Consider the following 19201-nt stretch of genomic DNA (forward strand, 5'->3'; position numbering starts at 1 on the left):
ACCCCGGAAATTCCGGGGTTTTTCGTTTCCATGGATTGCATGGGATTGCTCGGCCTTGCTCGCGTAAAGTGACTACGCTGGTGTATACGAAGATTGGACGGGGCGATAGAAGGTGTATATGATCCTCCTGTCGTTCCTCATTGCCGATCTCGTGACACCGTGCTTACAGATGCCCACTGCCGTGCTGCCAAACCGAAGGAGCAGCTCTACCGCCTGAATGACCTTCGCGGCCTTTACCTCGAAGTGAAGCCCAATGGGGTCAAGGCTTGGCGCTACCGCTTCAAGCTGGGCGGTAAGGGGTCGTGGTTTGCGCTGGGCGACTACCCCACCGTCAGCCTTGCCGAAGCGCGGGACAAGTGCGAGGAAGCGCGGAAGCTGGTCAAGCAAGGCATCAACCCCGTCCAGCATCGGCAGCTTGAGCGCCTCAAGCGCGAACAGGATTCCGCCAATACCTTCGAGACCGTCGCCAAAGAGTGGCTGGCTCTGCGGGACTGGGAGGACATCACCAAGAAACGCCGCCTGGACATGCTGGAGCGGGTGGTCTTCCCCAGCATCGGCAAGCTCCCGGTGCGCGACATCACCCCGGCGCACGTTCTCGACATCCTCACCAAGACCGTGAAGCGCGGTGCGCCGACCGTCGCCGCCGAAGCGAAACGCACCATGTCCGGCATCTTCGAACTGGCGGTCGCCACCTTGCGGGCAGACAACGATCCCGTCTGGCCCGTCCGCAAGGCGTTGCCCGCCAACAAGACGCAACACAAGACGGCGCTGACCACTGCGCAGATCGGCAAGCTGCTCAACGACTTCGACAACCACCGCTGCGGCTATCAGGTCAATTTCTGCATACAGTTGATGTGGTGGACACTGGCGCGTCCCAGCGAAGCGGCAGAAGCGGAATGGGCTGAATTCGATCTCGATGCCGCGCTTTGGACGATCCCAGCCCGGCGCATGAAAGCCCGCCGCGAGCATGTGGTGCCGCTGCCAACGCAGGCCATAGAGATGTTGCGTCGCCTGCACGCCATCAGCGGCGACCGGACGCACATCTTCCCCGGCAGGGATGACCGCAACAGGCCGATGTCGGTACATTCGATCCGGCAGGCGCTCAAGGTACTGGGCTGGAGTGGCACCTACAGCCCGCATGGCACCAGAACCACGGGCAGCACCCGGCTGAACGAAATGGGCTATCGCCCGGATGCCATTGAAGCGCAGCTTGCCCACGCGGAACCCAACTCGGTGCGCCGCACCTACAACCATGCCACCTACCTCGAAGAGCGGCGGGGCATGATGCAGGCGTGGGCGGACAAGCTCGAAATCTGGAAGCGGGAGAGCACAGGTGAAGTCAGTAGAACACAGTGAGTACCTGCCCGACACGGAGGCAGGACACTCACTATTCAGGGAGCGCCTGATTGCAAAAATTCAGCAACATCGCGATTTCAAGGCGCTGCCACACGAAATTCAGTCGAGCTTCTTTGAGAGGTTAGCTGAACTCACCCTCTTCGGCACCAACAACTGTTCGGTGGAGACACATAGCTCACGGATACGCAAGCTCGAAAAACTGGCCGACAGTTATCGCCGGGTTGCCAATAGCATTGCGCTGCTTTCGGAAATAGATGAGCTGCTGCTCGATGATGCCTTTCAACACAGCATGCCTTTGCAACAGCAAAAGAAACTGATGCGACAGCTGGCTGCCCAAGTTGATGAGCTGATAGGCGGGATGCGGCAGACGTCTACCAGCACGTCTGAGCGGATTTTGCTACGCCTGCAAGGTGCAAGCCTGCTTAAACAATTGGGCAAACTAGGGGTTGCCTGCAAAATCAACAATGACTTTCAGAAAATCACCCAAACTGATGCAGTGCTCAGCGAGGAAACCGAGCAAGCACAACGTTTTCTGCCGGATCTGTCGCAGAGCATGGCCCTTGCCATGCTCTGCACCATGCTGGTTCTCTTCAACAGCGGCCAGGTCGTTGAATGGAGCTACTGCCGCAGACTGCTGTTAGAAGGAGAAAAGGCTCTCAGGCAAGCGGCAGATTGAACCCATTCCAAGCATCAGGGGCTCAAGGTAACGGAGGCAACCCCAACTCAGCCAGATACTGATTGTGGCGCGCCTTGGCGTCTGCAATCTTCTTCTCGGCGGCAACCAGGTCGGCATGAACCGCTGCCAGGTCGATCTCTTCCTCAGTTTGCGCGGTGCTCACGTAGCGCGAGATGTTCAGGTTGAAATCGTTTTTCTCGATTTCTTCCATGCTCACCCGGCGAGAGTAACGCGGCGCTTCCTTGCGGTAGCGGTAGGTGTCGATGATTTGGTCAATGTGCTCCGGCAAGAGCTGGTTCTGGCGTTTGCCCTTCTCATAATGCTCGGCGGCATTGATGAACAGCACGTCGTCCGGCTTCTTGCACTTTTTCAGCACTAGGATGCACACCGGTATGCCAGTGGAGAAGAACAGGTTGGCTGGTAGGCCGATCACGGTGTCGATGTGCCCATCCTTGAGCAGTTTGGTGCGAATGCGCGCCTCGGCCCCACCCCGGAACAGCACACCGTGGGGCAGGATGATCGCCATCACACCGTCTTGCTTGAGGAAATGGAAGCCATGTAGCAGGAAGGCAAAGTCAGCGGCGGACTTCGGTGCCAGGCCGTAATTCTTGAAGCGCACGTCTTCGCCCAGCGCCTCGCTTGGCTCCCAGCGATAGCTGAACGGCGGGTTGGCCATCACCGCGTCGAACTTCGGCATCTTCGCTGGGTTGGTTTCGCGCAACATGTCCCACTCGTTGAGCAGGGTATCGCCATGGAAAATCTCGAACTCCGAGTCCTTCACCCCGTGCAGCAGCATGTTCATGCGCGCCAGGTTGTAGGTGGTGATGTTCTTCTCCTGGCCGTAAATCTTACCAATGCCATGCGGCCCCATCAGGCGGCGCACATTGAGCAGCAAGGAGCCCGAGCCACAGGCAAAGTCGAAGACACTATCCAGATGCGAGCGCTTGCCTGTGGCAGGCTCCTGGCTGTCCAGCGTGACGATGGCCGACAAGATGTCTGAAATGCGCTGCGGCGTATAGAACTCGCCAGCCTTCTTGCCCGAGCCTGCCGCAAACTGGCCGATCAGGTACTCGTAGGCATCGCCCAGCGTGTCACTGTCGGTAGAGAACTGCCCCAGTCCCTTGGCGATCTCGGCGATGATCTTGCACAGGCGGGCATTGCGCTCGCTGTAGGTTTTGCCCAGCTTATCCGACGCCAGATTGATCTCTGAGAACAGGCCCCGGAAGGTGCTGGCGAAGGACTCTTCCTCGATGTACTTGAAGCCTTTTTGCAAAGTGTGCAGCAGCTCGGCATCCTGCGTGCGCGCCATCTCGGCGATGTTGCCCCACAGGTATTGGGGTTCGATCACATAATGCACCTTGCGGCGCATCTGCTTCTCGAATTCCGGCACATCGTCCAGGTTGCATTCGTACCAGAGCTGCAACGGCGTAGAGACTGAGCCATCAATCTGCTGCGGATAGTCTGGCCCCAGCTCCTTCTGAGCGGCGGCCTCGTAGTTGTCCGACAGATAGCGAAGGAAGAGAAAAGCCAGCATGTAATCGCGGAAGTCGTCCGCATTCATCGCGCCACGCAACTGGTCGGCGATGGCCCAGAGGGTCTTGCCTAGCCTTTGTTTTTCGAATTCAGTCATTATTTATCCTGCATGCAATGCAAATTTGTATTTTTCCAGCAACTTGGCGAAGATATCTCTAAATACTGCCTCAACTGCGGGCGGCATAAGATCGCTCTGATAATAATAAGCGTCTTTATGGGAAAGTGAGTTGATAACGTTGGCGGCATTTTCGTGATCTTCAATGCCTATTTGGGCGAGGGTGTACCCAATATTTCCTCTCCCAAAGAATGAAGCAATGTTCTCAAGCGCTTGTCGCAGCATGACGACATGATGGGTGTAAAGCTGGTCTCGGCTAGCCTCTTCAAGAATCTGAAGAAGGTGCAAGTGAAATAGAAAAACACTATTCCTTGGCGTCCCTAAGGCATATGCACCGGCAATGTTTTTTAGGGAAAAAATCTTGGTTAAATTCTTGTACCTATCGCTTTTCTCACCTTTTTTCAAACGATCCACCAAAATTGAAAACAGTCCTATGTGATGGGTCGTTATTATTATTTTTTTCTTGAGATAGTGCCGCTCAATTTGCTGAAACACTGTTTCAGCGGTAACGTAAATATTATGTTCATCAAGGCTAGATACAGGGTCATCAATGAAAATATGCGCGTCCTGAGTATTGGACCACCCATCAACCTCTAAGAGAGCCAAGAAAAAGCACCAAACAAAAATTCTCTCTTCGCCGCGAGAGATTTTTATCGGCACATCTTCATCATCGTTGGTGACGAAAGTGATCGACTCAATTCCGTTCTCAAGATTTTCGTAGGGATTCAGCTTAAAATTAAATTTTGGCGAATACATCGCCAACTTATCCATGACTGCATCTGGATTCTCATACAGAAAGCTATGGAAGCGGTTCAAGCTGCTGGGCAAAATATTGAGCTTTATGTTCGCACCGCCATTGTCTTCATCGTTATCCCAGACAAAAAGGTCTTCGCTGAATGCGTTGTAGTAAACGCCAGTGTGTTGGCCATTATCAGAGTTTTTAGTTGCATTTTTGTATGCCACCGATAATCTGGTTTTTCCTGTGGCATTGAATGCATAAATGAGAATAATGTTCTCACCCAGCTTTTTTAGCTGCTCTGCAATATCTTCAATACTCATTACCCTACCTCGGACATGACGGGAAATAACTGTTCCATCAGGCCCTTCTTGTGGATCATGAGGACATCAATTTTCTGGCTTTGGGCGGCGATGAAATCGTCGAGGGAAGACAAACAGTTGGCGATACGATCTTGCTCTGAAAACTCTGGGACAAGCAATCTGACTGCCGAAAACTGGGTCTTGTTTATAATAGGAACGGCCTGAATACCTGCGAGTTTGGCGATGCGTTCTGCGTTCAAGCTGAGGATGTAATACACGAATCCGCCTGAATGCTCAGAATTTGGGATTACGGAGTTGATCTGCTGATTGGTCGCGCAGTCCCGAACATTTTGAGTCACTTTCCCGATAGTTGACCCGATGCACACAAACAGAACGCTGTTCGCTTTGATCGGACGGGTTTTTTCAAACCCCAAAGCACTCAAAGTGGTCTTTGTGTCGCTCACCCATCGCAGATCGGAAATGTCGGCTGGGGAGACGAATGGGATGCCACCGCCATAGAACTCTGGATGTGCCGTGCTAGGGGTACTTCCAGTAATAATTTCTCCGAAATCACTAATGGATTTCTCCTTCCACTCCCCCAAATTCCGAAATTCCGGAAACCGTAACCGCGGCACAGTTTCGCCTTCGCAGGGGAAAAGCTGCTGCATCAGGCCCTTTTTGAGGGTCTTGAAGGTGTCGAGCTTGTAGGTTTCCGCCGCGATCAGATCATCCAGCGAAGACAGGCAGTCGGCGATTTTTTTTTGTTCGTCCAGCCTGCTTGGATAGTACAACTTCACATTTCCCAGCCGAGTTGGCGATAGTCCGAGCACCTTTGCACCTTGCGCTTCTCGCTGTATCTGTTTTCTCAGCCCCTCAGACGAGAAGAGATAAGCGCCAAAGCCCAGAGCCATAGAACCTTTATTTGGTCTTGCAAGAATGGTGTGCAAACCAGATACAAGCGGGACATCTCCTGCATCAATGATTTCGATGGCCTTGCCGATGTCCGCCATATCCTCGGAAGCATCGGCGAAAACCATGTCACCAGCCATGCAGTAGTTTTCGGGACGAATTGTGGAGTGCGACTCCCCTTCATTGATGTAGGGGACTGGCTCGGCATCAGCATGGAAATGCTGAGCAAACTTTGTATGGATATCTCCGTAATGAATATTCCTGTAGGAGCCATTGGTGTAATTCAGCTTATCCCGAGAAAGGGAGTTGTTTCCCCTGAAGGTATAACCCGCCGACATCGGCAACAAGCGCCACTCATCCTTAAACTCCGGGAACCGCAACCGCGGTACCAACGGCTTTCTTTCATGACCACTCATGCCGCTTGCTCCTGTGGCCGTGCCACGATGGCCTTGAACAGATTTCCAGCCCGGTCGTCGATCAGTTCAATCTGCGGCCAGGCCCGCAAGGCGCGCAGCAGGCCGCTACCCAGTCCGCGATACGGCAAGAGCTTTGCCGCAAAAGAGGCCAAAATCGGGTTGCGCATATTCGAGTTGCCCGCCTTGATGTTTTCGATGGTCAGGTTGTTGGGCAGATGACCAGGGCTGATGATCTCGACCCGATCGGCAAACACCAACACGCGCACCGGCGCGCTGATGAAATAGTCGCGGTGGATGAGCGCGTTGGCGACCAGCTCTTCCCAGACGATGCGCGGAATCTCCGATTGGCCTTGGGAGTTGAAGCCCTGTTCACCCTGAGTGGCACGGGTGTTAGCGACGATGAAGCCGAGCGTCTGCTGGAATACATCGGCCAGCTTACCGGTGATGTCGCGGCTGTCGATGTAGCGCTGGTCTTCGATCTCATTGCCGACAAAAGCCACCGCCTTGACGATGAAGGCAGGCAGTGCGTACTGCGGCGCTTTGGCAAACAGCAGGCTGCCCGCCACATTGAGCTGCCCCTGGTTCATCAGGTTCATGTTGGTCAAGAGCTGCGGCAGCGGTTGCTTGTGCTGGGAGAGCGGCTCGCCAAATTGCTGTTCGAAGAAGGTTGCGAAATAGGGCAGGTCCACATCGCCCGCACTCAAGCCCGCCACGGGCGTCTCATCCGCATGCACCAGCCCAGCCTGCTGGAACAGGCGCTGGATTTCCTCGCGCGAGGTGGCGCGGCGCTTGTCCGAGCCGTTCTTCACCCAGATGGCTCCGTTCTTGTCCATGTAGGGTTTGCTGACGCCTTCAGTAACGGTGACCACCATCACGGTGCCATTGGGGTGCGGCACGTTTTCGGTGAGCGGGTTCACCGCAGGCCGCACATTTTGTGAGGCACTGTTCGAGATGAGCTGGTTCAGGCGGTCGATGTCCGCGTGAGACAAGCCCAGCACCGTGCCGTCGTTTTGCACGCCAATGAAAATCTGCCCGCCAGCGCTGTTGCTGAAAGCGACGATCTCCGCCGCCAGCGCGTCGGCATTGGTGAAGTTCTCTTTGAACTGATGGCGGCTGTCTTCGCCACGGCTCAAGCAGTCGATCAGTTCTGTGGTTTCCATAGGTTGTAAACCTCTTTGCGTCGGTTGAAGGCTTCCTGGCCTCCTTCCATGATGTTGATGATGGCGTCCTGCACCGGACGAGCGTCGATGCTGCCGCTTTGTACGGCGACTTGCTCATCCTGATAGCGGCAGGCATGCACTTGCTCCGCATCACCCAGCACCGGAAAGTTGGCGTTGTGGGTGGCGAAGATGAATTGGGCGTGAGGCTTCATCTCGCGCAGTAGCTTGATCACGTCGTCGTAGATGGTCTGGTTGTCCAGATCGTCTTCCGGCTGGTCAATTATGATCACGTCGTTCTGGCGCTGGCTGAGCACATATAGCAGCAACGCGGAAGCACGCTGCCCGAGCGAGTGGTGCTTGAGTTCCTTGCCGCGATAGCGAATGACGAAACGGTTAGGCACCTGATAGACCACGAACTCCATCAGGTTTTGCATGAAAGTCTTTTCGAAAACCTCCGGCGTGCTGCCCGCTTTTTTCAAGGCGTTTGGCAAATCACGCAGCAGCCCGCCGAAATCGGCGTAATCCTCCATCACTGCGCGCAGGGTGGTTTCGCGGATGTTGCTGCCCTTGAAGAGCTGCTGCATGAAACTGATGGCGGCTTCCTTGTCGCCCTTGAAGTCGGCTTCGATCTGCAAGGCGGTATGGCCAGCGTTCACCCGATCCAGTTCGGCCTTGATGGCGTTGAACTCGCGCAGCCACAGGCCGTTGAGCTTGTCGATCTCGGCAAACAGTGCGTCGCGGATGCTACTTTGCTGGCTTTCCTGCTTGGCCAGCGCCTCCAGCATTTGCTCCGCCTTGGTTTTGCGCTGCTGTTGGGTCAGGAAGTCATCCGGCTGGATGGCCGTCATGCCGGTCTGCTTGAGTTCCTGAGCCAGCTGACGTTCGACCTGGGCAAACTCTTCCTGAAGACTCTGGCGCGCGGCATCGAACTCGCCTTGTTTGAATTGAAGCCGGGAGGTAACAGCGCGGGCCTCTTGCTCGATTTGCTTGAGCTGATCGACTTTGGTAACGAGGTTGGCAAATTCGGCGTAATAAGCAGTGAAGAAGTCGGGGTTCTGCTTGGAGACGTAGCTCGTGGCATTACGCAGATCGTCTTCGTGCTCGGCGATCAATTGCCCCAAGGCGAGCACGAAGCTGTCTGCCCGCTCCTTCATGCGTGCCAGTGCACTGGCATCCTGCTGGAAGCCAAGGCGCTTTTGCAGCTTGTCGGCAACCCCGTACTCTTCAAATTTCTTCAGTCGGAAGTTGGCATCGGTGAGCTGGGACTCGTAATCACGCCTGAGTTCGGCAGTATTGCTGAGTTTGAGCCAGCGCTGCGCAGCATCACGCACATGCTGGCGTTGGGTTTCGATTTCGTCTCGCAGTGTGCGGAGCTTTTCGCCCACCAGCTTTTCCACTAGATCGGTCTCGAAACCTTCGCCGGTGCTGGAAAGGTCTTTCTGCCCGAAGTAGATCGGACGGCGCAGCACGGTTTCCCGGATCGATACACCGGGCTGCAATTTGCCGTCCAGATAGACGTTCGGCGCTTCGCGGAAAATGCGGGAGATGGTGAATTCCTGTCCGTATACGTCACAGGCCGTCAGCGTCACCTTACCGCCGCTGCCCAGAGTGTGGCGGATCAGTTCATCCTTGTACTTGGTGTCCTGCGCTTTCTCCCCGCGAGGAATATCGAGAGCGTAGCGCACTGCTTCCAGAATGGAAGACTTGCCGCTGCCCCGGATGCCGATCAACGTGTTCAGTTCAGGCGAGAAATGCAGCGTTTTCCCGTCAAGGATGCCCCCGTCAAAGTGAATGCTGCGGATGTGCGATGCGAGATGCTTGGGCGGCTCCGTGACGACCCGCGAAGCAGGATCGCTCAAGGCAAACTTGACCGCATCAAAGGACAGTTCACCCAATTTGAGGTAACAGGCTTTACCCTGACCAATCTCTTCGATGCATTTGGCGTCGCAACCTTCGAGCTCGGCGGGGTACCAGCCACCTAGATGCTGCTGCGTTTTAGTCCGGCAGGGTTTGTTTTTCTCTTGCAGCTTGTTGTACGTGCGTACCTTTTGGAAGCCCAACGTGCGACGGCGGAAGAATTCGTTCTGGCCCAGCTCGGCAAGACGCCCCCCGTCCAATTCGGCCCACAGCCCGCTCGGTGCTTCGACATGGGCAAAGACAAGGAAAAAGTCGCGGTGATAGCTTTCCAGCTTCTTGATGGTTTCCAACAGTGACAGAGAGGAACGCCCGTTTTCCTGCTCGTACTGGGCAGGGACTTTTCCTTCAAAGGCAACACCCAGGAAGGGGTTGATATGGTCATGACCATCGGCCAACCAGTCGTCGGAAAAAACGACCAAGGTGTGGATGCCATTGGCCCCGTCATTGACCGACAGCTCGACGCCGGGCAACAGCGCAATATCCTTCTTCTGCGCTGTCTTGCGCAGCGCTTTGAACTCCTCGAAATCGAACTTGTTGTGATTGGTGATGACGCCCAGCTGAATACCTGCTTTCTCCAGTGCGTTCACATAATTGCTGTTGTAGAAGTTGTCATCGCCTGTGTACTTGAACTCACGATCTGCGCGGGTGTGCAGATGGAAGTCCGCACGAACCCACTGCGCCCCCTGTGTAAAGACGGTTCCCATCATCGCCCCTCCTCATAGGCAGCCAAACCAGCAATCTCTCGACCCTGGGCGAGCTTGTGCAGCAGTGGTGTCAGCTCTTCCATCAGGGCCAACTCTTTCTGCGTGCGGGCTTTCCATCCAAGTTCCAGCGGGGCCATCAACTCGGAGAGGCGTTCGCCATCGAAAATGCGGCGGCGCAAAATGTCATCGACAAAGGCTTGCAGCGCTGATGCGTCCAGTGTGTGGCGGTTGGCGAGATCGGTGAGTTCCCGTGTTTTTTTCTCTGCCTTGAAGCGGTCGAATCCGCTGCGGATTTGATTTTCGTCCAGGGCTTCATTGACTGGCAGGCCACGGATGTACTCGGCGATGTCCTCGCGCTCGTCGATGAACTTGGCATCGGACTGAATCAGGCTGATGAGCTGCTCACGGTTCATGGTGAGCTTGCCGGGCTTCTGCTGGGTCAGCTTGGCGATGAGGCCCATGATGTAGTCGTAGTCGATCACGCTTGAGGCGAAGAGTACGAATTCAAAATCAAGCTGCTGCACTTCTGGCGGGGTCTGGTCGCGATCCTGCTGTTCCTTAAAGCGCTTGGCCGTTTCGAGGTACACACCTTTGAAGCCCTGCATCTGATCGGGTGGCGCAATCTGGGTGATCTGCGCCTTCTGCTCATCCGAGAGATCGGTATATTGATCGAGCTGGGTCTTGAGGCGCTGTACTTCCTTGAACAGATTGACGAACTGCGCCCGTGCGGCATCGCCTTTCAGGTTGGCCACGTCTTCCGGCGCATTGCCCACGCCTTGCGACTGCATGAAGTCAGCCAGCTTCTGTGTGGCGGTTTGCAGGTTATCGATGACCTTAGGCGCGGGGTCTACCAGCCAGATTTCACGCGGGTTGTCGATCTTCTCGCCAGAGAACAGTGCAATCGCCTCTTCGACCGGCTTTTGCTGCTGACGGAAGTCGAGGATGTTGCCATAGGGCTTGCTGTCGTTGAGCACGCGATTGGTGCGCGAAAACGCCTGGATCAAGCCGTGATGCTTGAGGTTCTTATCCACGTACAGGGTATTGAGGTACTTGGAGTCGAAACCGGTAAGCAGCATGTCCACCACGATGGTGATGTCGATCTTTTGCGCGGCGGGGAGATCGCTGTTGGCGTACTGCTGATCCTTGATGCGCTTTTGCACATCCTGGTAGTACAGGTCGAACTCGCTGATGCGATGGTTGGTGCCAAAGCGCGTGTTGTAATCGGTCACGATGCGCGTGAGCGCCGCTTTTTTGCCTTCGGGGTCTTGCTGGTTATCTTCTTTCTCTTGCGGCAGGTCTTCCTGAATCTGCTGTACGTCCTTATTTCCCTCGGCAGGTGGGGAGAATACGCAGGCAATGTTCAGCGGACGGAACTCAGGGTCTTGCTCGGTCTTTTGTTTTTGAATCTCCGCGAACAGTTCGAAATACTCGATGGCATCGTTGATGCTGGCCGTTGCCAACACCGCGTTGAACTTGCGGCCATTGGTCGCTGCATCGTGCTTGGCGAGAATGGTTTCAATGACCTTGGGCTTGGCCACACCTTCACCAGGCTTGGGAGGATTCTTGCCTTCGGGCTTGAAGTAATCCACGTGAAAGCGCAGGACGTTGCGATCCTCGATGGCGTGGGTGATGGTGTATTGATGCAGGCAACGCTGGAAGAGGTCGTCGGTCGTGCGGTAACTGGCTTGCTGACCTTCGATCTGCTGGTAGCTGGCGTTCTTCTCGAAGATGGGTGTGCCGGTAAAGCCAAAAAGCTGGGCGTTGGGGAAGAACTCCTTGATGGCTTTGTGGTTGTCGCCGAATTGTGAGCGGTGGCATTCATCAAAGATAAATACCATGCGCTGGTTGCGTAATGGCTCCAGCCGTTCCTTGTAGTTGCGCCTGTTGGCCCCATCCAGAGCCAGGCCCAGCTTCTGAATGGTGGTGACGATGACTTTATCGGCGTAGTCATCCGACAGTAGGCGGCGCACCAGTGTCTCGGTGTTGGTGTTCTCTTCGACGCAGCCTTCCTGAAAGCGGTTGAATTCCTCGCGAGTCTGGCGATCCAAGTCTTTGCGATCCACCACAAACAGACACTTGTCGATGTCCGGATTGTCTTTGAGCAGGGTGGACGCCTTGAACGAAGTCAGCGTCTTGCCTGAGCCGGTGGTGTGCCAGATGTAGCCGTTGCCGCAATTCTGGTGGATGCACTCCACGATGGCTTTGACGGCATAGATTTGGTATGGCCGCATCATCAGCAGCTTCTGCTCGCTGGCCACCAGCACCATGTAGCGGCTGATCATTTGCCCTAGAGTGCACTTGGCCAGGAACTTCTCGGCAAAACTATCGAGCAGCGTGATTTTTTTGTTGTCTTCGCTGGCAAACTGGTAAACCGGCAAGAAGCGCTCATCTGCGTTGAAGCTGAAGTGCCGTGCGTTGTTGTTGGCGAAATACCAAGTGTCGGTGCGGTTGCTGACGATGAAGAGCTGCAGGAAGCACAGCAGCGTCTTGCTATAGCCATTGCCGGGGTCAGTCTTGTAATCAACGATCTGCTGCATGGCCCGGCGCGGGCTGACCGCCAAGGTCTTCAGCTCGATTTGTACCACCGGTACGCCGTTGATGAGCAGCATCACGTCGTACCGGTGATGGCTGTTGTCAGTGTTCATGCGCAACTGGTTGACGACCTCAAAGTCGTTCTTGCACCAGTCCCGGATGTTCACCAAGGTGTAGTTCAGCGGCGTACCATCGTCGCGCTCGAAGCTGTTGATGTTGCGAAGCCGCTGGGCAGCGCCGTAGACATCGGGCGTGATGATGCCGTCGAGCAAGCGCTGAAACTCGCTGTCAGTCAGATGCACGCGGTTCAGCGCTTCGAACTTGGCTCGGAAGTTGGCTTCGAGCGCGGCGCGGTCGCGAATGCCGGGGCGATAGGTGTACTTGAGGTCGCCGAGCTTGGCGATCAGATCGAGTTCGATTTGTTGTTCTGTGGTCGTCATGAACCTTGCCTCAAAGACCCAAACGGTTTGCTACCGCCGTTGTTCTGGCGGGGGAATGCCATGGAGCTCATGTATGCCGACTCCCCGGCTCACCGACATCTTCATCTGCGCCGCCTGCACGCACCCATTCATCCACTTCGGAGAGCTGGAACTTCCACAGCCGCCCCACGCGGTGTGCGGGCAGACCCTTGCGCTCGCGCCAGCGGTACACGGTGTCCTTGGCCACGCCCAAGTGCTGGGCGACGTGATCGGCGGTAACCCACGGTTCTGTACTCATGTCGATGAAGCTCGGAGGTTGCGATTGAAAGTCGTCTTAAGTCGTTTTGAGTCTATCATTTGAATGCTGCGGAAGCATAAAAATTGTTATTGGCTACTGTCGTTGTGAGTTGAATGTGGTAACACGGGGCGCAGAGCCACACTGTCACCACCATGGCTACACACTGTCGCCACAGGGTGACCACATTGTCGCCACCATCCTTGCCACCCATTCAACACATTGTTCGCACAAGGCTGCCACGTTGTTGCCAGCATGCCGCCACACTGTTCACACAGTAAGTCGGCAGCCTGATCTGATCGCACAGATAATTTTCGCTGGTCACAAAGCCCCATGCCCCGTTACTCCCTCGCCTGGGCACAAGATAAGCAATAACAGTCAAGGGATTTGGAATCTACGTTGTGCAACTTTGGAATGTACGTAGCTGGAAATAAGTTTTTCGCTGTCTGATCATGTGCCCGAACAACAGAGCATTGGAAAGAACGTTGCGCCTTGTTGGAAACAACGTAGTGCCAGATAGGGAGTAACGGGGCATGTGACCATGCTAAAAGTCATGCGATCTGCGCCGCAGGATTTGGAAACCCGACGACTGGAAACAGCGTATTTTTTTGCCTACTCAGTTGGCGGCATGTCCGCATTGCCGCTGCTGCGGAAATGGGCGTCAACCACGCGGGCGATGTCAGCAGGCTGGGCTCCTGCGTTGAATGCAAAACGCAGCGCCCGCTCCAGTTGTTGCCAGCCCTGCGCTGAAGAGACATTACTGCCCACTGTTTCAGCTAGGCGAAAAATCAGTCCCTCCAGCAGTTCTTCGTCCCCGACGTCCGCCGCCACCTGCTCCGCCAATGCCAGGAGAACGTTGTGTGCTGATGCCAACGAGTCGATTGGCACCCCGGCCAATGCTGCAGGGGTGGTGATGACACGATCCACCCTGACGACTGTCGCCAAATCAAGGGCTTGATCGACGCCCGGCTCGATCTCCATGCGGATCAGCACATCGCCAGCCAACAGAAAGCGGGTTTTGATAAGCCCCGGCTGTTCATCCTGAAACAACCACACCGGCTGCGTGTTGGCCAGCAGCGCGCTCAGCACGAGCCTGCTGTCATTCAGTGCCCCGCGATCCTGCCACTGGTGCAACACGTCGGTACGCAGGCGACCGCCTTCCACACCGAGGTGGTGCAGCAGGCCGACCAGTCGTTTGGCGGAGATCACCTGCTCCTTGCCACGCAGCCAGACCGAGAGGTTGGCAGTACGGATGCCGGTGGCTTCGGCGATCCGCCCCAGCGTTTCCCCGCGCAGTCGTATCAAGGCGGCGGCAAAGCGTGGCAATTGTTCGTTGGCAATGCTTGGCATGTCGGGCTCTGTGAATTCACTGTAAATCACTATAAGACTTATTGACCGACAAGACGAGCGTACGGAGTTTGGCGATTCGCGCAAACCACTGTTATAGTAATTTATAGTTAGGCTATTTGAGAGGCCATCATGCGTAAGCCAAAGCAAGCCCGTCCGTTGCGCCTGCGGGAATACGAAGCAGCCATTGCTGCACTCAAGGCGCAGCATCCCTGGCTTGCCCGGCAGATCGTCGAACCCGCGCCAGGGCATCTGGCCGTGGTGGCACATCTGTTTGCCCAGGTGGAATACCTGCTGCCACCCGCAGTGGTCGCACGAAAGGGCTCACTGTCAGTGAGCTGCAACCGGGATCGCTTGGCCATTCATTACCAGCCACCGCGACACCACAGCGAACGTGCAGCGGCCGTGCTCGATCTGATTGCCCAGACCAAGCATCTTTCGCAGCAACAATGCCCGGTTTGCGGTGTACAGGTTGTCGGGGACGGCATCCGTCCGCAACGCTGTCCGCAACACGACGGCATCCAAGGATTGTTTGCCGAAGAAGTGCGCCGCAGCCGCCAGCTCATCGTCGAACAGGGGGTACAGCAGGTGGTGCACGATCTGGGCAAGGTGACGACTGAAGATGTACGCGCCGCCATGGCTGTTGAGGATGAGCCCGTCCCGAGTGAAGCCAAACCGGAGCAGGTTCAGGAGCAGCCGACAGAAACCGCTAAATCAATGCCCTTGCCGAGCATCGTCTTTCTCGATGAAGCCGGGCTGGAGGCGTTCGTGGATCGCCACCGACCAAAAGGCGACGACAAGTTCAAGCGTGCACAGGCGATGGCAGAGCGGATCAAGCGGGCGGGCCATGGCAGCCGCCAACTGGGCCTGCTACCCCCGGACTGGAAAGCCCTGCTGGATGAGTTCGCGCTGGCTTTTCCAAACTTCCATGAACTGGCCGAGCTGCTGCGTGACCACTTTGCCTTGTCCAGTCTGGGCGATGGCCGGGTGTCCTGGCCTGCCGTGTTGCTGGTCGGCCCGGCGGGCATCGGCAAAACCGAGGCGGCACGCTGGCTTGCCGATCAGCTCGTGCTACCGTTCCGGGTCTTCGACATAGCGAGTACGCAATCAAGCTCGCCGCTCGCCGGTTCCGAATCGTTCTGGAGTAATTCGGAACCGGGTCAGCTGTTTGAGTTGCTGGCTTACCAACCGCTGGCCAACCCGGTGGTGGTACTCGATGAACTGGACAAAGCCAGTAACGGCAGACCGCAATACGATCCGCTGGCAGCACTCTATACCTTGCTGGAACCGCGCAGTGCGCGGGATTTCAGCGACTTGTCGATCCGCGACTTTGCCATTGACGCCAGTCATGTCAATTGGATGGCGACCGCGAATGAGCTGGAGGCGATTCCGGGGCCGCTACGCTCACGGCTGACGGTGTTGCACATTCAACCGCCCAGGCCGGAGCAGATCAGAAGCATCGCGCAGTCGATTTACAACCGACTCCGCGACGAGTCGAGCTGGGGCACGGCCTTTGCCGAGCGACTGGATGATGATGTCCTGTCCCGCCTGCAAGCCTTGCCACCGCGCAGTGTGCGTCTGGTTCTGCAGCGGGCCTTGGGTTCGGCAGCTCGTGATGACCGAGGAATCGTCCAGGTGCAAGACATCAGACCGCTGGTCGAGATCAGCCGCCGTGGCGTTGGCTTTGTCAGCGAGGGATGGAATTGAGGTTGCTCAGCGTTGTCCGGATAGCCAGGCCGCACCGGCGGCCAGTGCATCGGCCTCGCTGGGGTAAGTGGTCGATGGGCCGCTGATGATGCAGGGCTGGGTTTCGCCGTCGCCTTCCACCGTCCACAGCTCCCAGGTTCCATCGTTTTTCCAGCTGGGGATGGCGGTGTAAGGTTTGTCTTTCAGCGCAGCCAGCGCGGCATCCACTTCGGGGCGAATCTGCAACTCACCCGAGTAGATATAGGGTGTCGCGCAGCGGGCATCAGATCGGCTCATGTTCCTTGCTCCAGAAAAGATCCAGTAGCACGCTCGCCTGCAGGTAAATACCGGGGTTGCGTGCTTCACTCGGGCCAGCAATGTTGAGAATAGCGACGGGATGGCTAAGCAACCAGTCTTGCCATGCCGCCAACAGCTCTTCTGCAGGGTCATGCAAATCGCACAGCAGTAGCGGCTTGCCGTGTCCCGTCGCCAGATCGCGAGTGAGCAGGCTGCCACCTTCGATCCTGTCCCGGTAAATGATCAGTGTGGCATCAGCGTCCAGCACATTGCGTTTGGTGCGCTGGCGATAACCGCTGGATTCGGTCTCCATCAACTGGTAGCGAGCATCCAGTACGCCATCAGCGGCCCGTCGGCCTGCCGGGCACCAGCCGCCGTGCGGAATCTGCCGGGCAATGGCGAAATCAAGCGCCGCCCGGTCTACGCCGGTCTGGCCGCCGGAGAGGATGCGCTGAATGCTCACCCTTGCTCCGTTGCGGCGACCGTGCAAGTCACTTGAACCTCTGCGCCGGGCTGATCTGCCGAGAGCTGGCCGATGCGTCCGCGCTGGCTGGCAAGTGTCAGTTGCTTGCGCACCTGTGCCAGGCTGCGCTTTTCGATCACTGCGGTATAGCTCGCACCCAATTCACCATCCGGGTCGATGAACAGCTCGATCCGCTTCACCGGCAGGCCGAATGCCGTGAAGCTGCGCGCCGGCGTCAGCGACCAACTGCCGGGAGCATTGGGCGCAATGCCGTCCAGTACGTGCAACGGCAAGGCTTGACGGCATTCCACGGCGGCTACGATGGCTGGCTCGATCCGCAACCAGTGGTTGAGGTCTGGGGCAGTGCCATCCATCAGCACCACCGGCATGGCTGCCAGTAGCAACGCTTTCATCCCTTGATATTCCTGATCCAGAAGCGACGGTCATCGACCGTGAAGTTGGGGTCATAGCCGACCAGCGTCAGCAACGAGCCGACATAGTAAAGGCCGAACTGATTCATCAGCCAGCGCTCCATCGCCGGGTCGCTGGGCAGCTTGCTGTACGGTGGAATCGGCCCATCGCTGCGAACCTGGCCGCTGGTTTTGCCGGAGATGGAAAAGCTCTTCCAGGTCAACACGAAGTTGTTCGACTGTTTCGGCAGCTCCGGCGCGCAAAGCGACAGATTGCTGAAGCGCTCGGAGCGCTTGGCGTCGTGCCAGAGCACTGCGTCAAAGCGAATGCAATCACTGGCTTTGAGCGTGAGGCTACGGGTCAGCGTCATCTGATCAGCCGGAATTTGCAGATTTCTGATCACCACCTTGGGCCACTCCGGGGTGCGACCGTCGGTAGACAGATTCTGGCGCAAGGCGTTATGCAGTGGAGTGCCCAGCAAGCTGTTGCGGTTTGCCGCGCTTGCGGGCGTAGCCGCTTGCGCCAGACTGGTTCCAATGGATTGTCCCAGTCCGTTTAGGGAATCCAGCGCCCCCTGCATGTCGGTTGTGGCACAACCTGTCAATACAAAAGGCAGAAACAGCAAGCTCCGGTAGTGTTTCATCGCAGTTCCTCGCGAGGTTATCCGTTGAAGAGGGCATTGAGCCGGGCACACCAGGTTTCCGCCGCCCGGCGGCTCATGGGAAAACTGAGCAGCGGTCGCTGCGGGTCGGCGGTTTGCAGCTCGATGGCGAAGTCTTTGGCACGCACCGTGCGCTCGAAGGTCGGCACGCTCATGCCGCTGGCGTTGATCTGACGGCTACCGCCGTTCATCTCCATGCTCTCGACCTCGCGCCAGGTCATCTGCCAGCCGAGCAGCCAGGAGAAGTCGTGCAGTTTGTATGCGTCATTGACCACATCGCAGGCCGCGATCTTGCAATTCCGGGAGTCAAAAACAAGGAATGCTGGCGCGGGATAACCCAGGAGATGTCCAGCATCGAATGACAGGCCCTGCTGGGCGTTGATCCTAGCGACAAGGGCCTGACAGCGGGCCTGCAAGCGCGCTAGAAAGCGGAAGGACAGCGAGAAGATCACCAGTGAAATCAGTAGATAGAGCATCAGCTCACTGGTCAGTAGCCCCCACAGCGATGTTTGTGACATGCGCGCTGGCCCCACGCCGAACATCGCCAGAACCAAAATCAGCGTAAGACCAGCGACCGCGAGACCTGAAAGCCCAGCCACCGGAACAGCCAGCCCCGCAGCCGCTCCCACTCCCACTCCAACAGTCTTCCAGACGCTTGCCATACGTCACTTCTCCATTTTGTTACTCATAGAGGTCATTCTATGGCGCTTGCATTCAATTGTCACTCATAGTGCGGGCACTTATCGGGCGTAGCCCTATAGAGGGGGTACTCATAGAGTCATTTCTCTTTAAGAAGAGAGAAATATGGCCCTTGATCCCCGACTACGCTTCGGCCTGAAGCTGATAGAAATCAGAAAGACCAAAGGGTGGTCGCAAGAGCGCCTGGCGTTGGAGAGCGGCTTGGCCCGTAGCTATTTGGGTGGGGTTGAGCGCGGCCAGCGCAACATCGCGCTGCTCAACATCTTCAAGCTGGCCGAAGCGCTGGAAGTGGGGCCTTCGGTACTGCTGGAGGCGCCTGCAGCTGGACAGGAGGCAACATCAGTAGCACCGTAACATCGTAGCGCTACGTTATCGTAACGTTACGATGTCATCTGACAGGGGGTGAGTTGCCCCGGCAGGCCTGTCGATAGCATGTTGAGAAAACCGACGCCAAGTAGCCCTGTTTTTTGAGTAACGAGTAGCCGCGCAGCGACCGGAGGGAGCAAAGGATTTTCCACAGCCGCAGGGCGGTAGCTACTAGGTATTTATAAATACTAGGAAAAACCT

The 19201-nt window shown here is 56.5% G+C and carries 17 protein-coding genes; 4 read left to right on the forward strand and 13 right to left on the reverse strand.

What is annotated here, in order from left to right:
- Positions 1-159: 159 nt before the first annotated feature.
- The gene (locus tag ACG33_RS02575) at positions 160-1356 is read left to right on the forward strand and encodes a tyrosine-type recombinase/integrase (protein WP_033985744.1); all 1197 of its coding nucleotides are present in this window, start codon (positions 160-162) and stop codon (positions 1354-1356) included.
- Positions 1334-2032: a hypothetical protein gene (locus ACG33_RS02580; protein WP_033985742.1), complete on the forward strand. Its 699-nt coding sequence runs from the start codon at positions 1334-1336 to the stop codon at positions 2030-2032. The genes ACG33_RS02575 and ACG33_RS02580 overlap by 23 nt, the downstream gene beginning before the upstream one ends.
- Before the next feature lie 22 nt (positions 2033-2054).
- On the opposite strand, the gene ACG33_RS02585 is transcribed toward ACG33_RS02580, so the two are convergent.
- From ACG33_RS02585 to ACG33_RS02620, 8 genes are all read right to left on the reverse strand, one after another.
- Complete coding sequence (locus tag ACG33_RS02585; protein ID WP_066918440.1) at positions 2055-3662, reverse strand: type I restriction-modification system subunit M; 1608 nt, start codon at positions 3660-3662, stop codon at positions 2055-2057.
- A gap of 3 nt (positions 3663-3665) precedes the next feature.
- The gene (locus tag ACG33_RS02590) at positions 3666-4739 is read right to left on the reverse strand and encodes an AAA family ATPase (RefSeq protein ID WP_066918443.1); all 1074 of its coding nucleotides are present in this window, start codon (positions 4737-4739) and stop codon (positions 3666-3668) included.
- Positions 4739-6043, reverse strand: a complete 1305-nt coding sequence (locus ACG33_RS02595; protein WP_066918444.1) for a restriction endonuclease subunit S — start codon at positions 6041-6043, stop codon at positions 4739-4741. The genes ACG33_RS02590 and ACG33_RS02595 overlap by 1 nt, the downstream gene beginning before the upstream one ends.
- Positions 6040-7203, reverse strand: a complete 1164-nt coding sequence (locus tag ACG33_RS02600) for an RNA-binding domain-containing protein (protein WP_066918446.1) — start codon at positions 7201-7203, stop codon at positions 6040-6042. The genes ACG33_RS02595 and ACG33_RS02600 overlap by 4 nt, the downstream gene beginning before the upstream one ends.
- Entirely contained in the window at positions 7185-9827 is a 2643-nt protein-coding gene (locus ACG33_RS02605) for a TrlF family AAA-like ATPase (RefSeq protein WP_157071642.1), read from the reverse strand. Before ACG33_RS02605 ends, ACG33_RS02600 begins: the two co-directional genes overlap by 19 nt.
- On the reverse strand, positions 9824-12796 hold the full coding sequence (locus ACG33_RS02610) for a type I restriction endonuclease subunit R (protein ID WP_066918450.1): 2973 nt from the start codon (positions 12794-12796) through the stop codon (positions 9824-9826). The genes ACG33_RS02605 and ACG33_RS02610 overlap by 4 nt, the downstream gene beginning before the upstream one ends.
- A gap of 67 nt (positions 12797-12863) precedes the next feature.
- Positions 12864-13073 (reverse strand): helix-turn-helix domain-containing protein, encoded by a 210-nt coding sequence (locus ACG33_RS02615; RefSeq protein ID WP_023109365.1) that lies wholly within the window; start codon positions 13071-13073, stop codon positions 12864-12866.
- 609 nt (positions 13074-13682) lie between these two features.
- Positions 13683-14420 carry a hypothetical protein gene (locus ACG33_RS02620; RefSeq protein WP_066918452.1) on the reverse strand — a complete coding sequence of 246 codons (738 nt, stop codon included), beginning with the start codon at positions 14418-14420 and terminating at the stop codon, positions 13683-13685.
- A gap of 129 nt (positions 14421-14549) precedes the next feature.
- Between ACG33_RS02620 and ACG33_RS02625 the strand changes: the two genes are divergently transcribed.
- Complete coding sequence (locus ACG33_RS02625) at positions 14550-16124, forward strand: AAA family ATPase (RefSeq protein ID WP_066918454.1); 1575 nt, start codon at positions 14550-14552, stop codon at positions 16122-16124.
- A 6-nt stretch (positions 16125-16130) separates the two neighbouring features.
- Here ACG33_RS02625 and ACG33_RS02630 read toward each other — a convergent pair whose 3' ends face one another.
- From ACG33_RS02630 to ACG33_RS02650, 5 genes are read right to left on the reverse strand one after another with little or no spacing between them, the layout of a single operon-like run.
- Entirely contained in the window at positions 16131-16400 is a 270-nt protein-coding gene (locus tag ACG33_RS02630; protein WP_066918456.1) for a hypothetical protein, read from the reverse strand.
- Positions 16387-16863 carry a putative molybdenum carrier protein gene (locus ACG33_RS02635; RefSeq protein WP_066918458.1) on the reverse strand — a complete coding sequence of 159 codons (477 nt, stop codon included), beginning with the start codon at positions 16861-16863 and terminating at the stop codon, positions 16387-16389. Before ACG33_RS02635 ends, ACG33_RS02630 begins: the two co-directional genes overlap by 14 nt.
- Positions 16860-17276 (reverse strand): hypothetical protein, encoded by a 417-nt coding sequence (locus tag ACG33_RS02640; RefSeq protein WP_066918460.1) that lies wholly within the window; start codon positions 17274-17276, stop codon positions 16860-16862. The genes ACG33_RS02635 and ACG33_RS02640 overlap by 4 nt, the downstream gene beginning before the upstream one ends.
- Complete coding sequence (locus ACG33_RS02645) at positions 17273-17899, reverse strand: hypothetical protein (protein ID WP_210399151.1); 627 nt, start codon at positions 17897-17899, stop codon at positions 17273-17275. Before ACG33_RS02645 ends, ACG33_RS02640 begins: the two co-directional genes overlap by 4 nt.
- A 35-nt stretch (positions 17900-17934) precedes the next feature.
- Complete coding sequence (locus ACG33_RS02650; RefSeq protein ID WP_066918464.1) at positions 17935-18597, reverse strand: hypothetical protein; 663 nt, start codon at positions 18595-18597, stop codon at positions 17935-17937.
- 142 nt (positions 18598-18739) lie between these two features.
- Between ACG33_RS02650 and ACG33_RS02655 the strand changes: the two genes are divergently transcribed.
- A complete protein-coding gene (locus tag ACG33_RS02655; protein WP_066918466.1) occupies positions 18740-18988 on the forward strand; it encodes a helix-turn-helix domain-containing protein in 249 nt (82 codons plus the stop codon).
- Positions 18989-19201 lie beyond the last annotated feature (213 nt).

Source organism: Steroidobacter denitrificans (genome assembly GCF_001579945.1).
In the GTDB taxonomy this organism is placed as follows: domain Bacteria; phylum Pseudomonadota; class Gammaproteobacteria; order Steroidobacterales; family Steroidobacteraceae; genus Steroidobacter; species Steroidobacter denitrificans.

Bases quoted from the DNA above. Each gene is read 5' to 3' on its own strand.
- ACG33_RS02615 (WP_023109365.1), bottom strand. From the start codon at position 13,073: ATGAGTACAGAACCGTGGGTTACCGCCGATCACGTCGCCCAGCACTTG.
- ACG33_RS02640 (WP_066918460.1), bottom strand. From the start codon at position 17,276: ATGAAAGCGTTGCTACTGGCAGCCATGCCGGTGGTGCTGATGGATGGC.
- ACG33_RS02590 (WP_066918443.1), bottom strand. From the start codon at position 4,739: ATGAGTATTGAAGATATTGCAGAGCAGCTAAAAAAGCTGGGTGAGAAC.
- ACG33_RS02655 (WP_066918466.1), top strand. From the start codon at position 18,740: ATGGCCCTTGATCCCCGACTACGCTTCGGCCTGAAGCTGATAGAAATC.
- ACG33_RS02630 (WP_066918456.1), bottom strand. From the start codon at position 16,400: ATGAGCCGATCTGATGCCCGCTGCGCGACACCCTATATCTACTCGGGT.
- ACG33_RS02595 (WP_066918444.1), bottom strand. From the start codon at position 6,043: ATGAGTGGTCATGAAAGAAAGCCGTTGGTACCGCGGTTGCGGTTCCCG.
- ACG33_RS02605 (WP_157071642.1), bottom strand. From the start codon at position 9,827: ATGATGGGAACCGTCTTTACACAGGGGGCGCAGTGGGTTCGTGCGGAC.
- ACG33_RS02650 (WP_066918464.1), bottom strand. From the start codon at position 18,597: ATGGCAAGCGTCTGGAAGACTGTTGGAGTGGGAGTGGGAGCGGCTGCG.
- ACG33_RS02600 (WP_066918446.1), bottom strand. From the start codon at position 7,203: ATGGAAACCACAGAACTGATCGACTGCTTGAGCCGTGGCGAAGACAGC.
- ACG33_RS02625 (WP_066918454.1), top strand. From the start codon at position 14,550: ATGCGTAAGCCAAAGCAAGCCCGTCCGTTGCGCCTGCGGGAATACGAA.
- ACG33_RS02585 (WP_066918440.1), bottom strand. From the start codon at position 3,662: ATGACTGAATTCGAAAAACAAAGGCTAGGCAAGACCCTCTGGGCCATC.
- ACG33_RS02610 (WP_066918450.1), bottom strand. From the start codon at position 12,796: ATGACGACCACAGAACAACAAATCGAACTCGATCTGATCGCCAAGCTC.
- ACG33_RS02620 (WP_066918452.1), bottom strand. From the start codon at position 14,420: ATGCCAAGCATTGCCAACGAACAATTGCCACGCTTTGCCGCCGCCTTG.